This is a genomic window from Pseudomonas sp. P9_35 (assembly GCF_034008205.1).
Classification (GTDB): domain Bacteria; phylum Pseudomonadota; class Gammaproteobacteria; order Pseudomonadales; family Pseudomonadaceae; genus Aquipseudomonas; species Aquipseudomonas kilonensis.
Genome location: NZ_CP125373.1, coordinates 3956023 through 3977718 on the forward strand (window position 1 = coordinate 3956023; position 21696 = coordinate 3977718).

Annotated in this window: 19 protein-coding genes; 4 read left to right on the forward strand and 15 right to left on the reverse strand. The window is 62.3% G+C overall.

Annotation, left to right across the window (positions count from 1 at the left end; genetic code table 11):
- Positions 1 to 23: 23 nt before the first annotated feature.
- From QMK47_RS17185 to QMK47_RS17230, 10 genes are all read right to left on the reverse strand, one after another.
- On the reverse strand, positions 24 to 950 hold the full coding sequence (locus QMK47_RS17185; protein WP_214512667.1) for a sugar ABC transporter substrate-binding protein: 927 nt from the start codon (positions 948 to 950) through the stop codon (positions 24 to 26).
- 51 nt (positions 951 to 1001) lie between these two features.
- A complete protein-coding gene (locus QMK47_RS17190; protein WP_200899357.1) occupies positions 1002 to 1154 on the reverse strand; it encodes a hypothetical protein in 153 nt (50 codons plus the stop codon).
- A 142-nt stretch (positions 1155 to 1296) separates the two neighbouring features.
- Positions 1297 to 2349 carry a Gfo/Idh/MocA family oxidoreductase gene (locus QMK47_RS17195; RefSeq protein WP_320388830.1) on the reverse strand — a complete coding sequence of 351 codons (1053 nt, stop codon included), beginning with the start codon at positions 2347 to 2349 and terminating at the stop codon, positions 1297 to 1299.
- Positions 2350 to 2645: 296 nt separating this feature from the next.
- Positions 2646 to 3656 carry a Gfo/Idh/MocA family oxidoreductase gene (locus QMK47_RS17200; protein ID WP_320388832.1) on the reverse strand — a complete coding sequence of 337 codons (1011 nt, stop codon included), beginning with the start codon at positions 3654 to 3656 and terminating at the stop codon, positions 2646 to 2648.
- A gap of 31 nt (positions 3657 to 3687) precedes the next feature.
- Positions 3688 to 5619 (reverse strand): 3D-(3,5/4)-trihydroxycyclohexane-1,2-dione acylhydrolase (decyclizing), encoded by a 1932-nt coding sequence (iolD, locus tag QMK47_RS17205; RefSeq protein WP_320388834.1) that lies wholly within the window; start codon positions 5617 to 5619, stop codon positions 3688 to 3690.
- 150 nt (positions 5620 to 5769) lie between these two features.
- Positions 5770 to 6591 (reverse strand): TIM barrel protein, encoded by an 822-nt coding sequence (locus tag QMK47_RS17210; protein WP_320388836.1) that lies wholly within the window; start codon positions 6589 to 6591, stop codon positions 5770 to 5772.
- A 35-nt stretch (positions 6592 to 6626) separates the two neighbouring features.
- Entirely contained in the window at positions 6627 to 8129 is a 1503-nt protein-coding gene (locus QMK47_RS17215) for a CoA-acylating methylmalonate-semialdehyde dehydrogenase (protein ID WP_013693593.1), read from the reverse strand.
- A 30-nt stretch (positions 8130 to 8159) separates the two neighbouring features.
- Entirely contained in the window at positions 8160 to 8969 is an 810-nt protein-coding gene (gene iolB / locus QMK47_RS17220) for a 5-deoxy-glucuronate isomerase (RefSeq protein WP_253475751.1), read from the reverse strand.
- Positions 8966 to 9859 carry a myo-inosose-2 dehydratase gene (gene iolE, locus QMK47_RS17225; RefSeq protein WP_320388838.1) on the reverse strand — a complete coding sequence of 298 codons (894 nt, stop codon included), beginning with the start codon at positions 9857 to 9859 and terminating at the stop codon, positions 8966 to 8968. The genes iolB and iolE overlap by 4 nt, the downstream gene beginning before the upstream one ends.
- 161 nt (positions 9860 to 10020) lie before the next feature.
- Positions 10021 to 11958: a bifunctional 5-dehydro-2-deoxygluconokinase/5-dehydro-2-deoxyphosphogluconate aldolase gene (locus QMK47_RS17230; RefSeq protein ID WP_320388840.1), complete on the reverse strand. Its 1938-nt coding sequence runs from the start codon at positions 11956 to 11958 to the stop codon at positions 10021 to 10023.
- Positions 11959 to 12271: 313 nt separating this feature from the next.
- On the opposite strand from QMK47_RS17230, the gene QMK47_RS17235 reads away from it, so the two are divergent.
- Together QMK47_RS17235 and QMK47_RS17240 are read left to right on the forward strand one after the other, a co-directional pair.
- The gene (locus QMK47_RS17235; RefSeq protein ID WP_014337867.1) at positions 12272 to 13195 is read left to right on the forward strand and encodes a MurR/RpiR family transcriptional regulator; all 924 of its coding nucleotides are present in this window, start codon (positions 12272 to 12274) and stop codon (positions 13193 to 13195) included.
- 30 nt (positions 13196 to 13225) lie between these two features.
- Complete coding sequence (locus tag QMK47_RS17240; RefSeq protein WP_320388841.1) at positions 13226 to 13837, forward strand: glutathione S-transferase; 612 nt, start codon at positions 13226 to 13228, stop codon at positions 13835 to 13837.
- A gap of 191 nt (positions 13838 to 14028) precedes the next feature.
- On the opposite strand, the gene hcnC is transcribed toward QMK47_RS17240, so the two are convergent.
- From hcnC to hcnA, 3 genes are read right to left on the reverse strand one after another with little or no spacing between them, the layout of a single operon-like run.
- Positions 14029 to 15288: a cyanide-forming glycine dehydrogenase subunit HcnC gene (gene hcnC / locus QMK47_RS17245; RefSeq protein ID WP_258688505.1), complete on the reverse strand. Its 1260-nt coding sequence runs from the start codon at positions 15286 to 15288 to the stop codon at positions 14029 to 14031.
- The gene (hcnB, locus tag QMK47_RS17250) at positions 15281 to 16690 is read right to left on the reverse strand and encodes a cyanide-forming glycine dehydrogenase subunit HcnB (RefSeq protein WP_320388842.1); all 1410 of its coding nucleotides are present in this window, start codon (positions 16688 to 16690) and stop codon (positions 15281 to 15283) included. The genes hcnC and hcnB overlap by 8 nt, the downstream gene beginning before the upstream one ends.
- On the reverse strand, positions 16687 to 17013 hold the full coding sequence (gene hcnA, locus QMK47_RS17255) for a cyanide-forming glycine dehydrogenase subunit HcnA (protein ID WP_413817732.1): 327 nt from the start codon (positions 17011 to 17013) through the stop codon (positions 16687 to 16689). Before hcnA ends, hcnB begins: the two co-directional genes overlap by 4 nt.
- A gap of 276 nt (positions 17014 to 17289) precedes the next feature.
- Between hcnA and QMK47_RS17260 the strand changes: the two genes are divergently transcribed.
- Both QMK47_RS17260 and QMK47_RS17265 read left to right on the forward strand, forming a co-directional pair.
- Positions 17290 to 17973 (forward strand): response regulator transcription factor, encoded by a 684-nt coding sequence (locus QMK47_RS17260; RefSeq protein WP_003202897.1) that lies wholly within the window; start codon positions 17290 to 17292, stop codon positions 17971 to 17973.
- Positions 17951 to 19336 carry a sensor histidine kinase gene (locus QMK47_RS17265; RefSeq protein ID WP_214512658.1) on the forward strand — a complete coding sequence of 462 codons (1386 nt, stop codon included), beginning with the start codon at positions 17951 to 17953 and terminating at the stop codon, positions 19334 to 19336. The genes QMK47_RS17260 and QMK47_RS17265 overlap by 23 nt, the downstream gene beginning before the upstream one ends.
- A 222-nt stretch (positions 19337 to 19558) precedes the next feature.
- On the opposite strand, the gene QMK47_RS17270 is transcribed toward QMK47_RS17265, so the two are convergent.
- On the reverse strand, positions 19559 to 19807 hold the full coding sequence (locus QMK47_RS17270; protein ID WP_253475772.1) for a DUF1652 domain-containing protein: 249 nt from the start codon (positions 19805 to 19807) through the stop codon (positions 19559 to 19561).
- 239 nt (positions 19808 to 20046) lie between these two features.
- On the reverse strand, positions 20047 to 21531 hold the full coding sequence (locus QMK47_RS17275) for a helix-turn-helix transcriptional regulator (RefSeq protein ID WP_214512656.1): 1485 nt from the start codon (positions 21529 to 21531) through the stop codon (positions 20047 to 20049).
- Positions 21532 to 21696: the final 165 nt, after the last annotated feature.

A 21696-nucleotide genomic window follows, 5' to 3' on the forward strand; every position in this document is an offset into this window, starting at 1 on the left:
TGGTGGGACCGGTGCGTCAAACGTCACTTGAACTGATCGACGTTTTCCGGCGTGATCAGGCGATACGGCACCCAGACGGACTGTTCGACTGGTTGTTTCTTGACCATTTTCACCGCCGTATCGATCGAGCCGTCGGCCTGGCCCTTGGCGTCCTGGAACACCGAGACGGCCATCTCGCCCTTCTTGATCGCGTTCAAGCCGTCCGGCGTGCCATCGACCCCGGCAATCAATACGCTGCCCTTCTTGGTGCCCGCTTGCTTGAGGGCCATGGCGGCGCCGATGGCCATCTCGTCGTTGTTGGACACCACGGCCTGGAACTCGCGGCCCTGGGTCAGCCAGTCGTTGACCAGGGTCATGCCCTTGTCCCGGGACCAGGTACCGGTCTGTTCCTGCTCGATCTTGATGTTGGGGTATTTGGCCAGCACCTCTTTGACGCCCTTGGTGCGGTTGGCGGTGGAGTTGTTGGCCAGGTCGCCCAGCAGGATCACGATGTCGCCCTTGCCGCCCATCTTGTCGGCCAGGTATTGCATCTGCATGCGGCCGGCTTCCAGGTCATCGGAGGCCACGGTAACCACGCCTTCTGGCAACTTCGGATCGTCCGGGCGGCGGTTGACGTACACCAGTGGGATACCGGCGGCCACGGCGGCCTTGGTGATGCGCTGGGTCGCGGCGGTGTCCACCGGGTTGACGATGAGCGCATCGACCTTCTGGCTGATGAAGCTTTCCACCTGGCTCAGTTGCTTGACCACGTCACTGCGCGCGTCTTCGAACTGCAGGGTGACGCCGTCCGGCAGGGACTTGGCTTTCTTGTCCATGGATTCGCGCAGGTAAGTCAACCAGGTGTCATCGAACTGGGACATGCTGACGCCGATCTTCAGGTCCGCCAGGGCAGCGCCGCTGGTGAGCATCAACGACAGGGCCAGCGAGGCGATACGGGTCTTGGTCTTCATGAACGGTCTTTCTCCACTTTTTTGTTGGTTTTATGGATAAGGCGTGACGGATCAGGAACGGGGCAAGCGCACGATGGGCGCGCCGGGCATGCAACACACCATGGCGCCGTTACGCTGGATACACAGGGATTCGAACAGGGGAAGGACTGCGGACAGGCGCAGCAGATGTAACAAGTGAAACGCAGAGCGGCTGAAGGTTTTCATCGACGGTACCTCGCTGTGTTTCTTGTTTTTGTTTCGTCTGGCATCCGTTCAAGGCTGGCTTGGCGGGAGACAGACAGGATTGTCGGTAACCTGGAATTGACTTTATTGGAAAATATTTTCCATATCAACTCATTTTAGAATTTTATTCGTCTTTTATTCCATGACCGACAGGCGTGGACAACCGCACCACTTCGCCCTGCTCGGCACTCTGCCTGGCAGCATCAAGGATGCGCGTGGTCGCCAGTGCATCACGGGCTGCCACCGGCAGCGGGCCAGCGCCCTGCAACGCGGTTTGCAGGTGTTGGTAGAACGCCAGCCAGCAGCCACGCTCCGAGGTCACCCGCTCGCGCTCGGTGCCGTGTTCGAACCAGCCCCAGCGCCGATGCTCTTCAGCGCCCCAGCGTTCGCCCTCGGTCGCCGGGCTCAACCCGGCCAGCGCCTGGGCCTCTTGTCCGTCCAAGCCTTCTACGGTGTAGCAGCCCTGGGTGCCGTTGACCCGAAAGCGCGGGCGCGCTGCGTTCTGCACACAGTTGCCGCTCAAGTGGGAAATCACGCCGCTGGCATGGGTCAAGGACATGAAGAAGCCGTTGTCGAACACCTGGTCGGGCTGGCGGTAGTCCAGCTCGGCATAGACTCGCGCCACCGGCCCGAACAGTTGCAGCGCCTGGTCCACCAGGTGGCTGCCCAAATCGCGCAGGAACCCGCCACCGCTGCCTTTGCCGACCGAGGTCGGCGAATAGCGCTCGACGCTGGATTCAAAACGAATGACCTGCCCCAGGGCGCCGGAGGCCAGCAGTTTGCGCAGGGTCAGGAAATCCGAATCCCAGCGGCGGTTCTGGTACACGCTCAGTGGCACGTTGCGGCGTTCGGCGGCCAGCACCAGCGCCTCGGCCTGGGCGGCGTCAGGGGCGAACGGTTTGTCGCTGACCACCGCCACGCCGAGTTCGATGGCTTGCAGCACAATGGCCGGGCGACCCTCCAAAGGCGTGGACACCACCACCGCATCGACGCCGGCCGCCACCAATTGTTCGAGGGAGTCAAAGGCTTGGACGTGCGGATAATCACTCGCCAGTTGCTGGCGCCGTTCAGCGGACCGGGTCACCACGCCGACGAACGTAGCCCCGGGCAGGCTGCTGATCAGCGGCGCGTGAAAGAACCGCCCACCCTTGCCGTAGCCCACTAGTCCGATTCGCATGAAAGCTCCTTGTTGGTCACTGAATGAATGCAATCCCTGTGGGAGCTGAGCTTGCTCGCGATGACGGCGGCGCATTCAGCATCAATGCAAGCTGATCCACCGCCATCGCGAGCAAGCTCAGCTCCCACAGTTTGTTCTCGGGTAACTGCGGGAACTCTGCTCACAACAGATCCCCTGTGGGAGCGAGCCTGCTCGCGATGGCGTCAGGCCTGCCAGCATCAATATCGCCTGACCCAACGCTATCGCGAGCAGGCTCGCTCCCACAATTTGACCGCATCCCCAAAGGAGAAATGTGGTTAGCCGTAGAAACGCGGGCGCTCGGGCAGGTCGACCTTGACGATCTGCCCACTCTGCTGCGCTGCCACACAGGCATCCGCCGCCACCGCTGCGGCAAAACCATCCCAGGCCGACGGCCCGCTCACCTGCCCGGCGCGGACGCCGTCGATGAAGGCCTGCAGTTCAACGTCATAAGCTGCAATGAAACGGTCCTTCCAGTCCATCAGGATCGCATTCGACAGTTTGGCGCCGCTGCGCAGTTGCACCTGGGACGGTTCCGGGAGCTTGGCGATGCCGGCCTCCCCCACCACTTCGCACTGGATGTCGTAGCCGTACTGGCAATTGACGAACACCTCGACATCGATGCGCGTGCCCCGGGCGGTTTCCAGCAGGACGATCTGCGGGTCGCGCAAATGGGCCAGGGCCTTGCTGGTCTTGCGCGGGAACACCACCTGCACCGACACGTAGTCATCGGCCAGCAGCCAGCGCAACACATCCAGCTCATGGATCAAGGTGTCGGTGATCGCCATGTCGGTCTTGTAGTTTTCGCCCACGCTCGGGTTGCGGTGGGCACAGTGCAGCATCAGCGGTTCGCCAATCTGTCCGCTGTCGATCACCGCTTTCAGTGCCCGATAACCTTCATCGTACGGACGCATGAAACCGACCTGCACCAGGCGCTTGCCGTGGGCGATTTCAGCCTCGACGATCTTGCGACAGCCTTCGGCCGTGACGGCCAGGGGCTTTTCACAGAACACCGGTTTGCCCGCCGCAATCGCCGCCAGCACGAACTCTTCGTGGCTCGGGCCCCAGGAGGTGACGAGGATCGCCTCCACGTCCGGCGCCTTGATCAATGCATGACCGTCGGGGTAGACCTCGGCGGTCAGCTTGAGATCGGCAACGACCTTGGCCGCTTGTTGCAAGTTGATGTCGGTCACCGCCACCACCTGGCTGTTGAGCAAGGTCTGGCTGCAACGACGGATATGGTCCTGGCCGATGGCCCCGGTGCCGATGACGCCCAGCTTCAAAGACATGTAGAGAACTCCTTTCGTAGTGTTGGGGCAATCAGTATTGACGGGCCTTGGCCAGTCGTTCGTTGAGGGTCTTGGCGACCGCATCGGTGCGGGCGCTGGTGGACACCTGCGCCACGCCGACCCGCCACCACGACAGGTATTTGTGGATCATGGTCTTGGGCAAAACCTTGATGTCGATCAGCGTCGAGACGCTCTGGCGCCGCGCATCGGCCAGGGCCGCGTGCAGTTCGTCGAGGGTCTTGACCTTATAGGTCCTGCAACCGTAGGCGGCGGCGCTCATGGCGAAGTCCACCGGCACAAAACCGCCGTCGAGCTTGCCGGTGTCCGGGTTGCGGAAGCGGAACTCGGTGCCGAAGCTGTCCATGCCGTGTTCCATTTGCAGGTTGTTGATGCAACCGAAAGTCATGTTGTCCAGCAGCACCACATTGATCTTGCGGCGCTCCTGGATCGAGGTCGCCAGCTCCGAGTGCAGCATCATGTAGGACCCGTCGCCCACCAGGGCGTAGACCTCTTTGTCGGGCTCGGCGAGCTTCACCCCCAGCGCCGCATTCACCTCGTAGCCCATGCACGAATAACCGTACTCGACGTGATAGGTGTTCACGCCCTTGCTGCGCCAACTGCGCTGCAAGTCGCCGGGCAGGCTGCCAGCGGCGGCGACGATGATGGCGTCATCCGCCAGGGTCTGGTTGAGGGTGCCGAGCACGCGGCTCTGGGTCAGGCAGGAACCGGTGAGTTCGATGAATTCGCGAAACACCGCCGGGTCCATGTGGTCGTTGATTTCCGGGACAAAATCCTCGGTCTGGAAATCCGCCTGATAGATCCGATCCACTTCCGCGTCGAGCTGGGCCTTGGCATCGGCGATCTGCCCGCCCCATTCGGCGCGATAGTCGCCCATCGCGGCGGACAGTGCCTCCAGGCCGGAACGAGCGTCGGCCAGCAGTTGCACGCCATCGAGCTTCAACGCATCGCACGGGCTGATGTTGAGATTGAGGAACTGCACATCCGGATGCTGGAACAGCCATTTCGATGCCGTGGTGAAATCGCTGTAGCGGGTGCCAATGCCGATGATCAGGTCGGCTTTCTTGGCCAGCAGGTTTGCCGCCAGGCAACCGGTTTCACCGACACCGCCGACGTTCAGCGGGTGACTGGACACCACCGCACTCTTGCCCGCCTGGGTCTCGGCGAACGGAATGTCGAAGCGTTCGGCAAAGGCCTGCAACGCGGCGTTGGCGCCGGCGTAGCGCACGCCGCCGCCACAGATGATCAACGGCTGGCGCTTGCCCTTGAGCAGCGCCAGGGCATCGCCGAGCATCGCCTCGGTGGCCGGGCGACGGTCAATGCGGTGCACGCGTTTTTGCAGGAAGTAATCCGGGTAATCGTAGGCTTCGGCCTGGACGTCCTGGGGCAAGGCCAGCGTCACCGCGCCGGTTTCGGCCGGGTCGGTCAGCACCCGCATGGCATGGATCGCGGCGGTCATCAGTTGCTCGGGGCGGTTGATGCGATCCCAGTATTTGCTCACGGCCTTGAAGGCATCGTTGGTGCTGATGCTCAGGTCATGGAACTGCTCGATCTGCTGCAGCACCGGGTCCGGCTGGCGACTGGCGTAGACATCGCCGGGCAGCAACAGCAAGGGGATACGGTTCGCCGTCGCGGTGGCGGCGGCAGTCAGCATGTTCGCCGCACCGGGGCCGACCGACGAGCTGCAGGCGTAGATCTTGCGCCGCAGATGCTGCTTGGCAAAACCGATGGCGGCGTGGGCCATGCCTTGCTCGTTACGGCCCTGATGGACCACCAGGTCGCCGCTGTCCTGCTCCAGCGCCTGGCCCAGGCCCAGCACGTTGCCGTGGCCAAAAATGGTAAACACCCCGGCGACGAACTTGCTCTGGACGCCATCGACTTCGATGTACTGGTTATCGAGGAATTTCACCAGGGCCTGGGCCATGGTCAGTCGTGTTGTGGTCATGCTTGCACCTTTTCAAACGCAACTCGGTCAAGTGTGGGAGCGAGCTTGCTCGCGATAGCGGTGTGTCAGGCAGCTTAGATGTTGAGTGTGCCGCCGTCATCGCGAGCAAGCTCGCTCCCACAGGGGGTCTCCAGCGTTCAGGGAGTCGGGTCAGGCCTGGCAGCTTTGCAAGTGGTTCATGCTCGCCCCCAACGCCTGGCGGATGTCGGCCAGGTCATGGACGCTCTCGGCGAACGGTTCGAAGGACAGATAGCCCTCGTAGCCGCCGGCCCGCAGCGCCTCGATCTGCACGGCATTGCCGAGGATGTCAGCCGCGCCCACCAGCACCCGGTGGCCGTCACGGATCGTCGCCAGCGGCGCCTGGGCATCCTCGACACCAGAGATGTGCACCAGCCCGGTCAGCTCAGGGAAGAATTCCTGTTCACCGGCCAAATGATGGTGAAAGGTGTCGTGCACCAGGCGGAACACATCCAGCCCACCAATGCTCTTGATCGCTTCCACCGCCGTGCGCTTGCGACGCAACGAGCACTCTTCGAAACCCAGGGGCTCGATGAACCCGTAGATGCCAAAGGCGCGCAGGATCGGCGCCAGTTCACTGAGGGCCGTACGCAGCCCCGCCGCGCGTTCAGCCTCGCTGCGCGTGTCGGCGCGATCATTGAGCGGGCACATCACCAGGCCCTCGGCGCCGCATTCGCGGGCGTAGTCGGCCAACCGCACGGCCTGGGCGCGGCGCTCTTCGTTCCACACGTCAAAGGGGTACAGGGCGTTGATCGACAGCACCTTGATGCCGCGCGCCTCGCACAACTCGCGCACCCGGGCCGGCGGCATGCCGTCTTCGATCTCGACGCCCTTCAGATCGTTGCGGATCTCGATGGCGTCGGTTTTCAACGCCAGGGCCAGGTCGATGAAAGCGGGCAGTGACAGGCGTGGCGCAACCATTCGGTTCAAGGCAAAACGCAGGGGCTTGTTCATTGTTGTTCTCCCTCCGGCAGTCATTCAAAAAAGAGTTATTGAGCAGTCGGCATGCTGAATTCAGGACCCTTGGCGATGCTGTCGGGCCAGCGCTGCATCACGCTTTTGTAGCGGCTGTAGAAGCGCAGGCCTTCTTCACCGTAGGCATGGTGATCGCCGAACAACGAACGCTTCCAGCCGCCAAAGGAATGCCAGGCCATGGGCACCGGAATCGGCACGTTGATGCCGACCATGCCGACCTTGATACTGCGGGCGAATGCCCGGGCAATGCCGCCGTCACGGGTGAAGCACGACACGCCGTTGCCGAACTCATGGGCGTTGATCAGCGCCACCGCCGTGGCGAAATCCGGTACGCGAACGATCCCCAGCACCGGGCCGAAGATTTCCTGCTGGTAGATGCTCATCTCGGCGGTGACCTGGTCGAACAGCGTCGCGCCGACAAAGAAGCCCTGCTCGGCCCCGGGCACCTTGAAACCACGGCCATCGACGATCAGGCGCGCGCCCTCGGCCACGCCGGCGTCGATGAAACCTTCGACCTTGGCCTTGTGCTCGGCGGTGACCAGCGGCCCCATGTCGGTGCCGGGCTGCTGGCCGTTACCGATCTTCAGTTGGTCGATGCGCGGCAACAGCTTGGCAATCAATTCATCGCCCACATCACCCACCGCCACGGCAATGGAAATCGCCATGCAGCGCTCGCCGGCCGAGCCGTAGGCGGCGCCGATCAAGGCATCCGCCGCCTGGTCGAGGTCGGCGTCAGGCATGACGATCATGTGGTTCTTGGCCCCACCCAGGGCCTGCACACGTTTGCCGTGTGCCGTGCCCTGCTGGTGGATGTACTCGGCAATCGGCGTGGAGCCGACAAAGGAAATCGCTTCGATGTCCGGGTGCTGCAACAGCGCATCCACCGCCACCTTGTCGCCCTGGACCACGTTGAACACACCGTCCGGCAAGCCGGCTTCGGTCAGCAACCGGGCCATCAGCAGGCTGGCGGACGGATCGCGCTCCGAAGGCTTGAGGATGAAGCAGTTACCGGCGACCAGCGCCAGGGGAATCATCCACAACGGCACCATCACCGGGAAGTTGAACGGCGTGACCCCGGCGCAAACGCCCAGCGGTTGGCGCAGGTTCCAGTTGTCGATGCCGCCGCCGATGTTGTCGCTGAAATCGGTCTTGAGCAGGTTTGGCGCACCGCAGGCGTATTCGACGATCTCGATACCGCGGGTGACTTCGCCGTGGGCATCGGACAGTACCTTGCCGTGTTCGCGGCTGATGATTTGCGCCAGTTCGTCGTGGTGCCGGTCCAGCAGTTCCTTGAACTTGAACATCACCCGCGAACGACGCAATGACGACTGCTCGGACCAGGCCGGGAACGCCGCCAGCGCCGAGGCCACGGCCGCGTCGACGGTGCCCGGCTCGGCCAGGGCCACCCGGGCCTGCACCGCACCGGTGGCCGGGTTGAAGACATTGCTGAACCGCGTGCTATCGCGGTCCTGCACGTGGCCGTTGAGGTAATGGCCTACTACCGGGGCGTCACTCATTGTTCTTGTTCTCCGTGGGAATGTTGGAAATCAGAGGTCCAGCAGCCAGCTGTGCTGCGGATCGTTATGGAACTGCCAGACCCGCTTCGGGCCGGCCATGACGTTCAAGTAATACGACTCGTACCCGTAGGGCACGCTGACCGGGTGGTAACCCTTGGGCACCACCACCAGGTCGCTGTTTTCCACGGCCATGGCCTGGTCAATGCTGCGGTCGTCGGTGTAGACCCGCTGGAACACGAAGCCTTGGGACGGGTTGACCTGGTGGTAATAGGTTTCTTCCAGGAAGCTCTGGTGCGGCAGGTCGTCGGTGTCGTGCTTGTGCGGCGGGTAGCTCGAGGAGTGCCCCGACGGCGTGCGCACTTCCACCACTAGCAGCGAATGGGCCGGTTCGCTGTCGGGCAGGATGTCGCAGACATAACGGGTGTTGGCGCCCTTGCCGCGCACACTGCGCTTCATGCTGTCCGGACGGATCAGCCGTGGGCCATAACCGTTCTGCGCAGACCCCGGCGCGGCGCACACGGCAATCTGTACATCGCTCAACGCGGTGACCTGGGCCTGACTGCCCGGCGGCAGGTAAGCGGCATAAGGCGACTTGTCCTCGAACACCGACTGGCGATCACCGAGGTTGTCCCAATCGAAGGCCCCCTGCCCCGGCGCTTCGCCCTTGAGGCTGATGCGGCCGCTGAGCAGCACCAGGCACAATTCCTTGTCACCGGCGGCCACCGGCAGGGTTTCGCCCAGGCTCAGGCGGTAGGCGGCGAACCCGACGTATTCCAGCTCACCTGCCGGCAACTGGACCATGGTTCGACCGCTGGAATGGCTCTTGATCAACAGGCTCATGACGGACTCCTTTCTTGCAGCAAGGCACGCAGCGTGTCGTAGCCCTTCTTGGCGTAGGCATAACTCGGTGCTACGGCAGGGTCCTGCTCGGCTTCCACCACCAGCCAGCCTTGGTAATCGGCGGCCAGCAGGACGTCGAGCAACGCGGCGAAGTCGATGTCGCCGTCACCCGGCACGGTGAAGGTGCCGTTGATGATGCAGTCGGGGAAGCTCCAGAGATTATTGCGCGCCAGTTGCACCACCGGTTTGCGCACGTCCTTGAAGTGCACATGGCAGACCCGCTTGATGTGTTTGCGCAGCACCTGCAACGGTTCGCCACCGCCCATATAGCAGTGGCCCGAGTCGAACAGCAGGCCCACTTCGCTGCCGGTCAGGGCCATCAACTTGTCGATGTCCGACGGCGACTCGACGTAGGCGCCCATGTGGTGGTGATAGGCCAGGCGCACGCCCCGGGACAAGGTGAAGCGCGCCAGTTCGGTGAGTTTGTCGGCGTAGGCTTGCCAGGCTTCATCCGTATGGAAACGCGGGCGCTCGATCAGTGAAATGCGTTGGCCTTGAATGGAGTCGGCGACTTCACCATAGACCAGCACCTTGGCGCCGTTCTGTGCCAGCAGCTCGACGTGGCTGGCGATGGCGTCGATCTCCTCGGCCGCCGAACGCCGGGCCAGGCGGCTGGAATACCAGCCGGAGACCAGCGCCAGGTCATAAGGACGCAGCACATCGCCGACGCCCTTGGCGTCCTTGGGGAATTTGCCGTTGAGTTCAAAACCTTCATAGCCGATTTCCTTGCCCTCGCTCAGCGCCGTGCTCAACGGCGTCTCGCCGCCCAACGACGGCAAGTCATCGTTGCTCCAGGAAATCGGGTTGATGCCAATTCGAATAGCGGGCATGGCTGCACCTTTTATTGTTTTTCACAAATCAGTAAGAACGACGCTGAACACTTGTGGGAGCGAGCTTGCTCGCGATAACGGTGTACCAGTCAATATTGATGCTGGCTGACCGGACGCCATCGCGAGCAAGCTCGCTCCCACATTAAAACCCACCCCCCCTATCAAGCACGGGCACTGCGCCACGCCTCGATCAACTCCACAAACCTGCCCTGCACCTGCCGGATCAGCGTTTCATCATCGATTTCCCCGGCCAGCCAGGCCCGGCTCGGTTCCTGGAAGATCGTGCGGCCCACGGCGAAACCGCGGCAGGCGGTGCTCTGGCTGGCCTGGCGGAAGCCTTCGGCCAGGGTGGCGGCCGGGGCGTTGAGGCCCAGCAGGACCACGCCACGGCAATACGGGTCGCGTTGCTGGATCAGCTCATCAAGCTGCTTCCATTCATCCGCGCTCTGGGCTTCGATCTTCCACCACGCCGGAAAAATACCCAGGTTGTAGAGGCGCTTGAGGGCGCGATAGAGCACGTCCGGGTGGGGTGACGGATGATCCTTGGGCGGAATGACTTCCAGCAGCAATTCATGGCCGCTGACCTGGGAAGCCTTGTACAGCCCCATCAATTGCGCTTCCTGCTCCAGGCGCAGCAGCGGTTCGTCATCAGGGTGAAATTGCACCAGGCACTTGATGATCTGTTCCTGCGGCCAGGCGATCAGGTTGCTGCCAATGGAGCGTCCATGCTCGAACGCCAGCGGCCGCGAATTCTGTACTTCCACCGGCCGCGCTACCCACCAGCCGCGACCGGTGGCAGCGTTCAGCGAGTCCTGGCCGAAGCGTTGGTCGGCCAGCAGACCGACGTCGGCCTCGACGCCTTGGCGCTGCAGATCGGCTTCGACCCGCTCCACCGCCTGGATGAACAGTTGCTTGAGGTCACCAATGCAGCTCAGGTCGCGGCCGCCCTTCTGGGCCAGCTCCACCAGTTGCCAGCGATGGTCGAACGCAAAGATGAACAGTTGCTTCCAGGTCTTGCGCGGCACGCTGACCTGGTGCAGCCGTTGCAGCACGGCATCCTGATCCGGCCGGGTAATCGGCACCGGGCTCTTGAATAAATAGTCGAGCTCGGCCCGGGTCGGCATCGCCGGGGCACAGGCATGGCGCGACACCACCAGGCCGCCGCAGGCATTGGCCAACTGACAGCAACGCTCATCGCTGGCGTCCTCCAGCCAACCGGCAAGGAACCCCGACATGAATGCATCACCGGCGCCCAGTACATTCAAGACTTCGACCCGGACACCAGGGTAAAGGGCGCCGTCTTCAAGGCGGGCAGGAATGGCGCCATGAATCACCGTGCAACCTTGCGGGCCAAGCTTGACCACCAGGGTCGCCGCCGTCAGCGAGCGCACGGTGCGCAGCGCGGTCAGCAGGTCTTCGCTGCCGCCAGCGATGAGGAATTCTTCTTCGGTGCCAACGATGAGATCGAAACGCGGCAGGATGCCTTGCACATGCTGGCTGACCTTCTGGTCGGCCACAAAACGGGTTTCCCCATCGGCCTTGCCCGCCAGGCCCCAGAGCACCGGCCGATAATCGATGTCCAACACGCATTTGACGTTGTGCTTCTCAGCGTAACCCAGCGCCTGGGTACTGGCCTTGTAGACGCCATCGGTAGAGAAATGCGTGCCGGTGATCAGCAGCGCCTTGCTGGAGGCAATGAAGGCTTCGTCGATGTCTTCGGCGCGCAACGCCATGTCGGCGCAATTTTCCCGGTAGAACACCAGGGGAAAGGTTTCCCGGTCCTTGATCCCCAGCAGGACCATGGCCGTCAGGCGTTCGGGATCGACCTTGATGCCACTGACGTCGCAGCCCTCACGTGCCAGGGACTCCACCAGGAAGCGGCCCATGTGGTCGTCCCCTACCCGGCTCAGCATCGCCGACCGGAGCCCCAGGCGTGCCGTGCCGAAAGCGATGTTGGCCGACGAACCGCCCAGGTACTTGGCGAAGCTTGCGACATCTTCCAGGCGCGCGCCGACTTGCTGCGCGTAAAGGTCGACGCCCAGGCGTCCCAGGCAGATCACATCCAATTGACGCCCACTGGCAAAACGAGTCTGGCCCATGCTGGCTCCTGTTATTTTTATCAGCCTGCGCTTGTCGCCAAAACCGACGCCAGCGCTGTTGGTGAATGCAGACTAAAACGAGCAGAGCGCAATAATCAATAATTATTCTATAAATTTTTTACGTGGAATATTTTTTCCAATACGCTATGAGCAAAGCGAGCCAGGCGCAGTGCATCGTTTCAGCAGATGCCGCAACATTTGTCCGCCCATGATTTTCCCTGCGCCTACGCTGTAGACTGCGACCAGCCAACCTATTGTCGAGGGCCGGCCTTTTTTCGGGCCGCCCTATAAGAACAAGCCAGAAGGATTTTCTATGACCCGCCCCGATGATCTGCCGGCGCCGTCCGAGAGCGCGTCCGAACCCGCCCTCTCGAGCCCACCGATCAATGCCGAGCGCCTGCTTCAACTGATCACCGATGAATACGAAAGCCTGCCGCGCCAGCTCAAACGCATTGCCAGCTACATGAGCCAGCAGAGCGACCGGATCATGGTCGACCGCATCAGCGACATCGCCCGGGAATGCGAAGTGCACCCCTCGGCCATCGTCAGGTTTTCCCAGCGTTTCGGTTTCAGCGGGTTCAGCGAAATGCAGGCGTTGTTCCGCGAGGCCTACACCCACAAGACCACCCCGGTGCAGAACTACCAGCAGCGCATCCGCAGCATGATCGCCAACAAGTCGCAGAAAGCCAGCGGCGGCGACCTGGCCCGTGAATGCGTCAACGCGACCCTGTCGGGCATCGAGCGCCTGGGGTTGGAGCTGGACGACCAAGCGTTCGAAAAGGCCGTGGACCTGGTGGTCAACGCCGACAACATCTACGTGGTAGGTGTGCGCCGCTCGTTCGCGGTGGCCGATTACCTGGTCTACAACCTGCAACACACCAATAAACGCATTCACCTGGTGTCCGGCCTGGGCGGCAGTTACCGCGAGCAGATGCGCAGCGTGCGCGCCAACGACCTGGTCATCGCCATCAGCTTCACGCCCTATGGCAAGGAAACCCAGCACTGCCTGCGCATTGCCCAGCACCATCAGGCCAAGACCCTGATCATCACCGACAGCAACCTGTCGCCCCTGGCCAAACGGGCCAACGCGGTGTTGCTGGTCAACGAAGGCAGTTCGTTCGCCTTCCGTTCGCTGAGTGCCACGCTGTGCCTGTGCCAGGCGTTGTTCATCGCCGTGGCTTACCGACTGGAACTCAAGGTCGATGAAATCCATGAACAGGTCGGGTTCGAGGATTAACGCCCGCAGAGAATTACTCAAGGAGAAGTCATGAAACTGGTCGGCATGCTGGACTCACCCTATGTAAGACGCGTCGCCATTTCCGCCAAGTGCCTGGGGGTTACCCTGGAGCACGAGTCCGTTTCGGTGTTCAGGCATTTCGAACAGTTCCAGCGCATCAACCCGGTGGTCAAGGCCCCGACCCTGGTGCTGGACGATGGCACGGTGCTGATGGACTCCACGTTGATCATCGATTACCTGGAGGCCTTGGCCGCGCCGGGGAAAAGCTTGATGCCGGCCGACCTTGGGCAGCGGGTGCGCTCACTGCGCCTGATTGGATTGGCCTTGGCGGCCTGTGAGAAGTCGGTGCAGATCTACTACGAACGCAACCTGCGGCCAACGGAGATCCAGCACGCGCCTTGGGTTGAACGCGTAGAAGGCCAACTGGCGGCGGCTTATGGAATGCTGGAGCAGGAACTGGAGAAACAGCCGTTGAGCACTGATGGCAAACTCGACCAGGCCGGCATCACCGTGGCAGTGGCCTGGAGCTTCACCAACCTGGTGGTGCCGGACCAGGTGCAAGGCAAGGCTTTTCCGTTGATCAGCGCGTTCACCGCCTATGCCGAAGGGTTGGAGGCGTTTGTCAGTACGCCGATGGAATAACTGGATGTGAACAAAAAAGCCTGGGGGTAACCAGAGTACCTGTGGGAGCAAAGCTTGCTCGCGATAGCGCTGGATCATCCAGCAACAATGTTGACTGGTAGACCGCTATCGCGAGCAAGCTTTGCTCCCACAGGCTCGCACACAGTTTGTTTTCGGGTGACTGCGAGATTTTTGTTCCTCACCGAGTTTCTTCAGGCCAGTTCCATTTCCTGGGGCTTCACTGTCGGCGCCACCTCGAAGCGATCTTCCAGGAACGGGGTGATGTCCAGCGGCAATGGCTCGTTGTTCACCAGCTTGTCCAGCAGCACCCCGGTGATGGCCGAGGTCAGGATGCCGGTGCGGAAATGCCCGCAGGCGTTGAGATAACCCTCCACCCCGCGCATCGGCCCCAGGATCGGCAATTCATCAGGAGACCCCGGGCGCAGGCCGGCCCAGGTTCGTTTCAGGTTGATGTCGACCAACTGCGGGATACACCGCACCGCGCCTTGCACCAACCCTTCGATCTCGGGATAGGTCGTGGTCACGTCGAAGCCTTTGTCTTCGGTGGTGCTGCCAATGAGGATCTCACCGTTGTCTTTCTGCGCCACGTAGCAGTCGCTGGTGGTCAGGCAGCCGTTGAGGATTTTCGGCATGCGCTCGGTCAGCAGGATCTGCCCCTTGACCGGCTTGACCGGAATCCGCACACCAGTAGCCTGCTCACTCAGGTCCGCCGCCCAGGCACCGGCCGCGTTGATCAGGGTCCGGCAGTTGAACGTCCCCGCCTCGGCGGTTTTCACCCCTGTCACCCGCGTGCCGCTGCGCAGCACCTCGGTCACGCTGGTGTTGAAGAACAGGTCGACGCCGTTCTGCCGGGCGCCTTCGGTGTAGGCATCGGCCAGGCGGAACGGACTGACCTGGTGATCGCAGAGAAACTCCAGCGCACCCAAGGCTTCATGGCTGACACTCGGCTCCGCCTCACGCAGGGCAGCCTGGTCCAGCCAGCGCACCTGGTCCGCCAGGTGAGGAATGCAGGCGACGATGTGCTCGGCGTACAAACGGTCTTCGTCGTCGTAGATCACGAACTTGAGCCCGGTTTCCTCGAACTTGAAATCCATGCCATGGTTGTCGATCAACTCGCGGTGCAACTGCGGATACATCGCGTTGGACTGCAAGGCGAAATCAAAGAACGACTGGGGCAGGATGTGCGGCGTGCTGGCGTCCACCGCCACCGCGGCGCCCTGGGTCTGGCGCTTGCGGTTGGCCGACATCATGCGGAAGAAAATCACCCCGCAGCCCAGGCCCACCGACTCGCCAATGGCCCACAGGCCACCTGCCGACGCACGGGTCGCGTTGCCGGGGCGCTTGGCGTCGATCAGGGCGACTTTCAGGTGTTTGCGCTTGGACAGTTGATAGGCGCACGAGGCGCCGATCACACCGCCACCGGCAATGACCACGTCATAATTCTTAATCATGGGAAACGGCCTCCATGCCGACGTTCTGGAACGCTGAAAAGGGAATCGGATCGATGGGAAAACGCGGTCGCAGCCAGCCCACGTCGGCACGCCCGGTGGCCTCGCGCAAGCGGTCGCTGCAATAGCCGACGCACATCCGCCCCTGGCAATCGCCCATGCTCACGCGGGTGCGCATCTTCAGGCTGGCCATGTCTTGCACGCCTTGCTCCAGCGCCCGGTCGATGTCGGCGCGGGTGGCGTGCTCGCAGCGGCAGATCACCGTATCGGCGGCCGGCAATGCGGTTTGCCCGGCGCCACGCTGGGTGTAGCGATCCACAGCGGCGCGAAAGCGAATGATCCGCTCCAGTTGCGCCTGGTAGCGTTCGCGACGCGCCAGGGCCGTGGACGGATCCAGCACGTTGCGTTGCATCAGGATCGACAGCGCCGCGATGCGTCCACTCAGCATGGCCGCTTCACCGCCGCGAATCCCGCCCATGTCGCCGGCCAGGTGAATGTGCGCTTCGCTGCTTTGTTGCCAGGCATCGGACACGGCCCGCAAATAGCCGTCGTCACTGAAACCGTGCTCCAGGCCCATCTGCTGGCTCAATTGAGTCCGCGGGATAAACCCGTAGCCGACCGCCAGCGTCTGCGCCGGCACCTGTTCCGCGCGTTTGAGGTCGGGTTCCCAGGTCGTGGAATAAGGCGCTACGGTAACGACGCTCAACTCACCCTCGCCGTCAGCCTGCACCACGCCCCAGCCATAGCGCACGGGAATGCGTTTGAGCTTGAGGTAGGCCAGCATGCTCAGGCCGTCGAGGAACAGTTGCGGCTTGTTCAGCAACGCCAGGCTTTCCTTGGCGATCCGGCCGAACGCACAGGCTTCGAAGACACCCGCCACCGCCACGCCCGAAGCGTGCAGCTGGCAGGCCACCAGTGGCAACAACGGACCGGTGCCCGCGATCACCACCGGGCTCGGCGGCTTGACCACACCGCTCTTGATCTGCAATTGCAGGCCGCCGAGCATCATCACGCCCGGCAGGGTCCAGCCAGGAAACGGCACGCTGCGTTCGTGACAACCGGCCGCCAGGACCAGATGGGAATAAGCGACCTCGCCCAGGCGCTCGTCGGCATCCAGCAGCATCAGCGCCCGAAAGCCTTCGGCACCGATGACCCGGCTGCTCAATCGCACGTCGATCAGCCCGGCGTGTTGCTGGAATTCACCGTGGAGTTTCTCCAGGGCTTCGCTGTAGCGCGGGCCCAGGTAATCCAGGCGCACGCCATCGCGCAACGGTCCGCGATACACCACGCCACCCAGGCGCGGCGCTTCTTCGAGCAAGGTGCAGCGCACGCCGTGGGAGGCCAGTTCAATGGCCGCGGCCATGCCCGCCGGCCCACCGCCGACAATCACCGGATCGAGGTTCATGGCGCCTCCGTTTCGGTGATGCGGTTGACCCGGGTTTCGATCTGCATGCCAGGGCGCACCAGGGTCTGGCAGGCGCGGCGCTTGTGGCGACCGTCGATCCTGACCAGGCAGCATTGGCACACGCCCATGCCGCAGTACGCGCCGCTGATCTGGTCGTGATCGTTGCGGGCCACCTGACGTTGCCCCAGGGACTGGATGACGGTGAGGACGGTTTCACCGTGGGCAGCGCTGACAGCCTGCCCGTCCAGGCGCACCGTCATGTCGGCCTCTGCCAGCGGCTGGATATCGAATTTTCGGCGTAGAAGGTCTGAAGGTTGCATCATACTGCTCTTCCTTGAAGATTCTGTGGGGGCTCGGCTCCTTGCGGCACACCATCACCGGTTCGCATCAGTACCCGGCAGCAGCAGTGCGCCAAAGCAGGGCAACGGACGCCACATGATAGTGCGCAGGGAATTTATGTTAGGGATTATTTGTGACCAAGTGTTGATCCAGGCCAGCGAATCGGCTCGTCGGCTCATGAACTTTTTTTCAGAAAGCCGACAGGTATTCTTTGGCAGAATGCTGCGCAATAGCACCAACTTCCCAACACGGTACCGCCCATGAACCGCATCCTGACCATCGAAGACGACGCCGTGACCGCCCGTGAAATCGTCGCCGAGCTGACCCGCAACGGCCTGGACGTCGATTGGGTCGACAACGGCCGCGAAGGCCTGGAGCGGGCGGTAAGCGGCGACTACGACCTGATCACCCTCGACCGCATGCTGCCCGAGCTCGACGGCCTGGTGATCGTCACCACGCTGCGCACCATGGGCGTAGCCACGCCGATCCTGATGATCAGCGCCCTCTCCGACGTGGACGAGCGGGTCCGTGGCTTGCGGGCCGGCGGCGATGATTACCTGACCAAACCGTTCGCCACCGACGAAATGGCCGCCCGGGTCGAAGTGCTGCTGCGGCGCAACAATGGCGCCCGCGAGCCGGAAACCGTGCTGCGGGTAGCCGACCTGGAGCTGAACCTGATCAGCCGCGAAGCCAGCCGCAACGGGCAACTGCTCAGCCTGCTGCCCACTGAATACAAACTGCTCGAATTCCTGATGCGCAACAGCGGGCAGATCCTCTCGCGCATGATGATTTTCGAGGAAGTCTGGGGCTATCACTTCGACCCAGGCACCAATCTGATCGATGTCCACATCGGCCGCCTGCGCAAGAAAATCGACCCGCCGGGCCTGGAACCGCTGATTCGCACGGTACGGGGTTCCGGCTATGTCATTGCTGAACCCTGCTAAAGGCTGGCGCTCCTCCAGCAGCCGCCTGCTGGCGCTGTACAGTTCGCTGTTCGTGATCTGGAGCGCGATCCTGATGGGGGTCATGTATTACGAAGTGTTTGGCTACCTCGACAGCCTGGCCAAGCACTCCCTGATGCAGCGCCAGCACCTGTTCGCCCGGATCCATGGCGATCAACTGGAAGATGCGCTCATGGCCAGCCTGACGCTGGACGAGCGCGGCGTTGACGCCTACGGGTTGTTCGATCCGCAACTGCGCCACTTGAGCGGACCGATCGTGCGGATCCCGGCGGACCTGCCGTTGGATGGCAAGATCCACATGCTCGGCGGTTGCGTCGATTCCGACGACCCCAGCGTGCCTTCCGACAGTTGTGACGCGGTGGCGAGCCGGACCCAGGACGGCCGCTGGCTGGTCCTGGCGCGGGACAATGGCTCGTTGTTCGCCGTGACCCGCATCATCTTGCACGCACTGTTCTGGGGTGTATCGCTGACGATCCTGCCGGGTATCGCCGGCTGGCATCTGCTGCGCCGGCGACCGTTGCAGCGGATTCGCAAACTGCAGGCCAGTGCCGAAGCCATCGTTGCCGGCGACCTGACCCATCGGCTGCCGCTGTCGAGCCGGCGCGACGAACTGGACATGCTGGCGGCGATCGTCAATGCCATGCTCGAGCGCATCGAACGCCTGATGAATGAGGTCAAGGGCGTGTGCGATAACATCGCCCATGACCTGCGCACCCCCTTGACGCGTCTGCGCGCCCAACTTTATCGCATCCAGCAGCAAGCGCCGGACGGCTCGCCCGAGGCCTTGCAAATGGATCAGGTGATCGCCGAGACCGACACCCTGATGGCGCGGTTTCGGGGGTTGTTGCGGATCTCCGAGCTGGAAGACCAGCAGCGGCGCTCGGGTTTCGTGCGCCTTGACCCGTTGCAGTTATTGCAGGAGCTGCATGATTTTTACCTGCCGCTGGCCGAGGAAGGCGAGCTGACCTTCATCCTCGAGGTGCCTGATGCCCTGCCCCTACTCAACGGCGACCGGGCATTATTGTTCGAGGCCGTGTCGAACCTGCTGAGCAACTCCATCAAGTTCACCCCGCCGGGAGGCACAGTGATCCTGCGTGGGGTCGATCAGGGCGACAGCACCCGCATCGAAGTGCTCGATTCGGGCCCGGGTATCCCCGAGGCGGAGCGCAAGGCCGTGTTCCGCCGCTTCTACCGTGCCGAGGGCAGCAGCCAGCACGGCGGATTCGGCCTGGGCCTGTCGATCGTCGCGGCGATCGTCAATCTGCATGGGTTCACGCTGGAGGTGGGCAGCAGCGAACACGGCGGCGCGCGCCTGGTGCTCGATTGCCGGGGGACGTTGTTGTAGCCATAGGACTTGCTCCCAAAAGGCCCTGTAGAAGCCATGTAGGAGCTGTGTAGGAGCTGTGTAGGAGCTGTGTAGGAGCTGTCGAGTGCAACGAGGCTGCGATCTTGCCCCAGACAATTGAGTCGAGAGCGAAAGATCAAGATCAAGATCAAGATCAAGATCAAGATCAAAAGATCGCAGGCTTCGCCAGCTCCTACAGTGGGTGAGGTGCCTGGTCTTTATTTATGCCGGGTCACTGCGATGCAGCGGGATGTTTTCCAGCTCATAGCGCAGCTCGTCGATCAGCTTTGCGATGCTCTCTTCCGAGCGGACGCTGTCGACACTCATGCCGCTCACCACCAGGTCCACCTCACCGCTTTCACGGTGATACAAACGCACGGTGAGGGTGCCGTCGCCATTGAGGCTGCATTCGCAGGCCAGCGGCGTAAAGCTTTCTTCGAGACGGGCGCGCAAAGGGGCCAGATGGGTCATGCGATGCACCTCAGCCCCGGGGGCGCAAATGAACGGTGGACAGCGCCGACCTCCTGGTCCACCTAGGCATCCTGTCGCGCTCATACTGGTTTCGTTCGCTGCACATTGTGGCGTATTCCTTGACTGTTTCGTGGGGACGCGACATCACAGACGATGTCGCACACTGACAGCCTAAGGAACCGACCCCCCATGCAAAACCCGAATTTGCACCAGCATGCCCGGTGCATTTGCACTGGCTATCATGGTGCCTTCATTCGCCATTCGTTCGCGAACAAACCCCGCTCCCGCGCCCAGACAATCGCCTCGCTGCGGCTATGGACATCCAGTTTCGAATACAGCGTCGCCACGTGATTGCGCACGGTGTTGGGCGCCAGCTTCAGGCGCGCGGCGATTTCCTTGTCTGCCAGGCCTTCGCAAATCAGCCCCAGCACGTCACGCTCCCGGGCCGTCAGCTCAGTGAATGACACACTGGGCACCTGGGCGTTGATGCTCTTCACGTTAGCCAATTTTTCAATCAGGGTCCGACTGAACCAGGACGCGTCCTTCATCACCTCTTCGATAGCCGCCACCAGCTCCAGCTCCGAGCGTTTGCGCTCGGTGATGTTCATCAGCACCAGCAGATAGCAAGGCTTGTCCTGAATAAGCACCGTATCGGCGGCGACCTCACAGTCGATGAGTTCGCCGCCCTTCTTGTGTACCTTGACGTCGATACTCGAGACAGCGGCGGCCTTTTCCAGCCGCGCAAACAGCGCGGCGCTGGCGTCCTTGTCGAGGAAGCCGATCTCCTCCACGGTTTTGCCCAACAGCTCTTCGCTGGCGTAACCGGTGGTATGGAGAAACGCCTCGTTGATTTCCAACAACTGCTGTTCGGCGCTGCACACCAGGGTGGGTACGGGCGACAGGCGGAACGACTTGGCAAAGCGCTCCTCGCTCTGGCGCAGCGCCGTTTCTGCCTTGCGTCGCGGCTCCATGTCCATGAAGGAAAACAGCATGCAGTCTTCGTCGTGCAGGTCCAGCGGCTGGCCGGCGACGATCACCTGCTTGATGGTGCCGTCGGGCAATTTCAACTCGGCCTGCATTTGCGGAATGGTCGCGCCCTGCCCCAGGCGTTCGATGGCCAGGTCGCGCCTTTCGGCGGCTTCAAGCACGTCAAGCTCATACACCGAACGCCCGATCACCTGCTCGCGACTGTAGCCGGTCATCTCCAGGAACCCCGGATTGACCTTGATGTAACGCAGGTCACTGAGGCGACAGATCACCGCCGGTGCCGGGTTGGCCCCGAAGGTTTTCTCGAAACGCTGCTCGGCGCTGGCCCATTCGGTGGCATCGCTGAGGATCAGCACGAGCAGTTCCGGTTCGCCGTTGCGGTCGGCCAGCACCATGCTGCGGATCCGATGCACCCAGGTCCGATCCGGGTCGGCCTGGGGCGTGACTTCCACCAGCACATCACTGAACTCATCGCCACGGGCAACCCGGGCGATGGGGTAGTTGTCGTCGCTCAGCGGGTGGTTGTTGCGATAACGCAGATTGAAACGCCGGGCGTATTGCCTCGCCGTGGTGCCCAGCTCACTGAGGTCCTTGACCCCATGCATCGCCAAGGCCGCCGCGTTGGCCCAGGCAATGGTCTGGTCGACCTCGATCAACATCACCCCGTCGGACAGTCCGGCAATGATCTGCAGCAATTGACGACGGTTGGTATCGGTGGTCGGGACTTGCTGATTCATTGGGTCTCCATGTGGTCGGAAGCACATGGAGATTACGACCACCCGCAGAGACGACACGTTCCCCATGTGTAGGAGCTGTCGAGTGCAACGAGGCTGCGATCTTTCCATAAACAATTGAGTCGAGAGCGAAAGATCAAGATCAAAAGATCGCAGGCTTCGCCAGCT

Bases quoted from the DNA above. Each gene is read 5' to 3' on its own strand.
- QMK47_RS17215 (WP_013693593.1), bottom strand. From the start codon at position 8,129: ATGAGTGACGCCCCGGTAGTAGGCCATTACCTCAACGGCCACGTGCAG.
- hcnC (WP_258688505.1), bottom strand. From the start codon at position 15,288: ATGATTAAGAATTATGACGTGGTCATTGCCGGTGGCGGTGTGATCGGC.
- QMK47_RS17275 (WP_214512656.1), bottom strand. From the start codon at position 21,531: ATGAATCAGCAAGTCCCGACCACCGATACCAACCGTCGTCAATTGCTG.
- iolD (WP_320388834.1), bottom strand. From the start codon at position 5,619: ATGACCACAACACGACTGACCATGGCCCAGGCCCTGGTGAAATTCCTC.
- QMK47_RS17200 (WP_320388832.1), bottom strand. From the start codon at position 3,656: ATGTCTTTGAAGCTGGGCGTCATCGGCACCGGGGCCATCGGCCAGGAC.
- QMK47_RS17240 (WP_320388841.1), top strand. From the start codon at position 13,226: ATGAAACTGGTCGGCATGCTGGACTCACCCTATGTAAGACGCGTCGCC.
- QMK47_RS17210 (WP_320388836.1), bottom strand. From the start codon at position 6,591: ATGAACAAGCCCCTGCGTTTTGCCTTGAACCGAATGGTTGCGCCACGC.
- QMK47_RS17270 (WP_253475772.1), bottom strand. From the start codon at position 19,807: ATGACCCATCTGGCCCCTTTGCGCGCCCGTCTCGAAGAAAGCTTTACG.
- hcnB (WP_320388842.1), bottom strand. From the start codon at position 16,690: ATGAACCTCGATCCGGTGATTGTCGGCGGTGGGCCGGCGGGCATGGCC.
- iolE (WP_320388838.1), bottom strand. From the start codon at position 9,859: ATGCCCGCTATTCGAATTGGCATCAACCCGATTTCCTGGAGCAACGAT.
- iolB (WP_253475751.1), bottom strand. From the start codon at position 8,969: ATGAGCCTGTTGATCAAGAGCCATTCCAGCGGTCGAACCATGGTCCAG.
- QMK47_RS17265 (WP_214512658.1), top strand. From the start codon at position 17,951: ATGTCATTGCTGAACCCTGCTAAAGGCTGGCGCTCCTCCAGCAGCCGC.
- QMK47_RS17190 (WP_200899357.1), bottom strand. From the start codon at position 1,154: ATGAAAACCTTCAGCCGCTCTGCGTTTCACTTGTTACATCTGCTGCGC.
- QMK47_RS17185 (WP_214512667.1), bottom strand. From the start codon at position 950: ATGAAGACCAAGACCCGTATCGCCTCGCTGGCCCTGTCGTTGATGCTC.
- QMK47_RS17230 (WP_320388840.1), bottom strand. From the start codon at position 11,958: ATGGGCCAGACTCGTTTTGCCAGTGGGCGTCAATTGGATGTGATCTGC.
- hcnA (WP_413817732.1), bottom strand. From the start codon at position 17,013: ATGATGCAACCTTCAGACCTTCTACGCCGAAAATTCGATATCCAGCCG.
- QMK47_RS17195 (WP_320388830.1), bottom strand. From the start codon at position 2,349: ATGCGAATCGGACTAGTGGGCTACGGCAAGGGTGGGCGGTTCTTTCAC.
- QMK47_RS17235 (WP_014337867.1), top strand. From the start codon at position 12,272: ATGACCCGCCCCGATGATCTGCCGGCGCCGTCCGAGAGCGCGTCCGAA.
- QMK47_RS17260 (WP_003202897.1), top strand. From the start codon at position 17,290: ATGAACCGCATCCTGACCATCGAAGACGACGCCGTGACCGCCCGTGAA.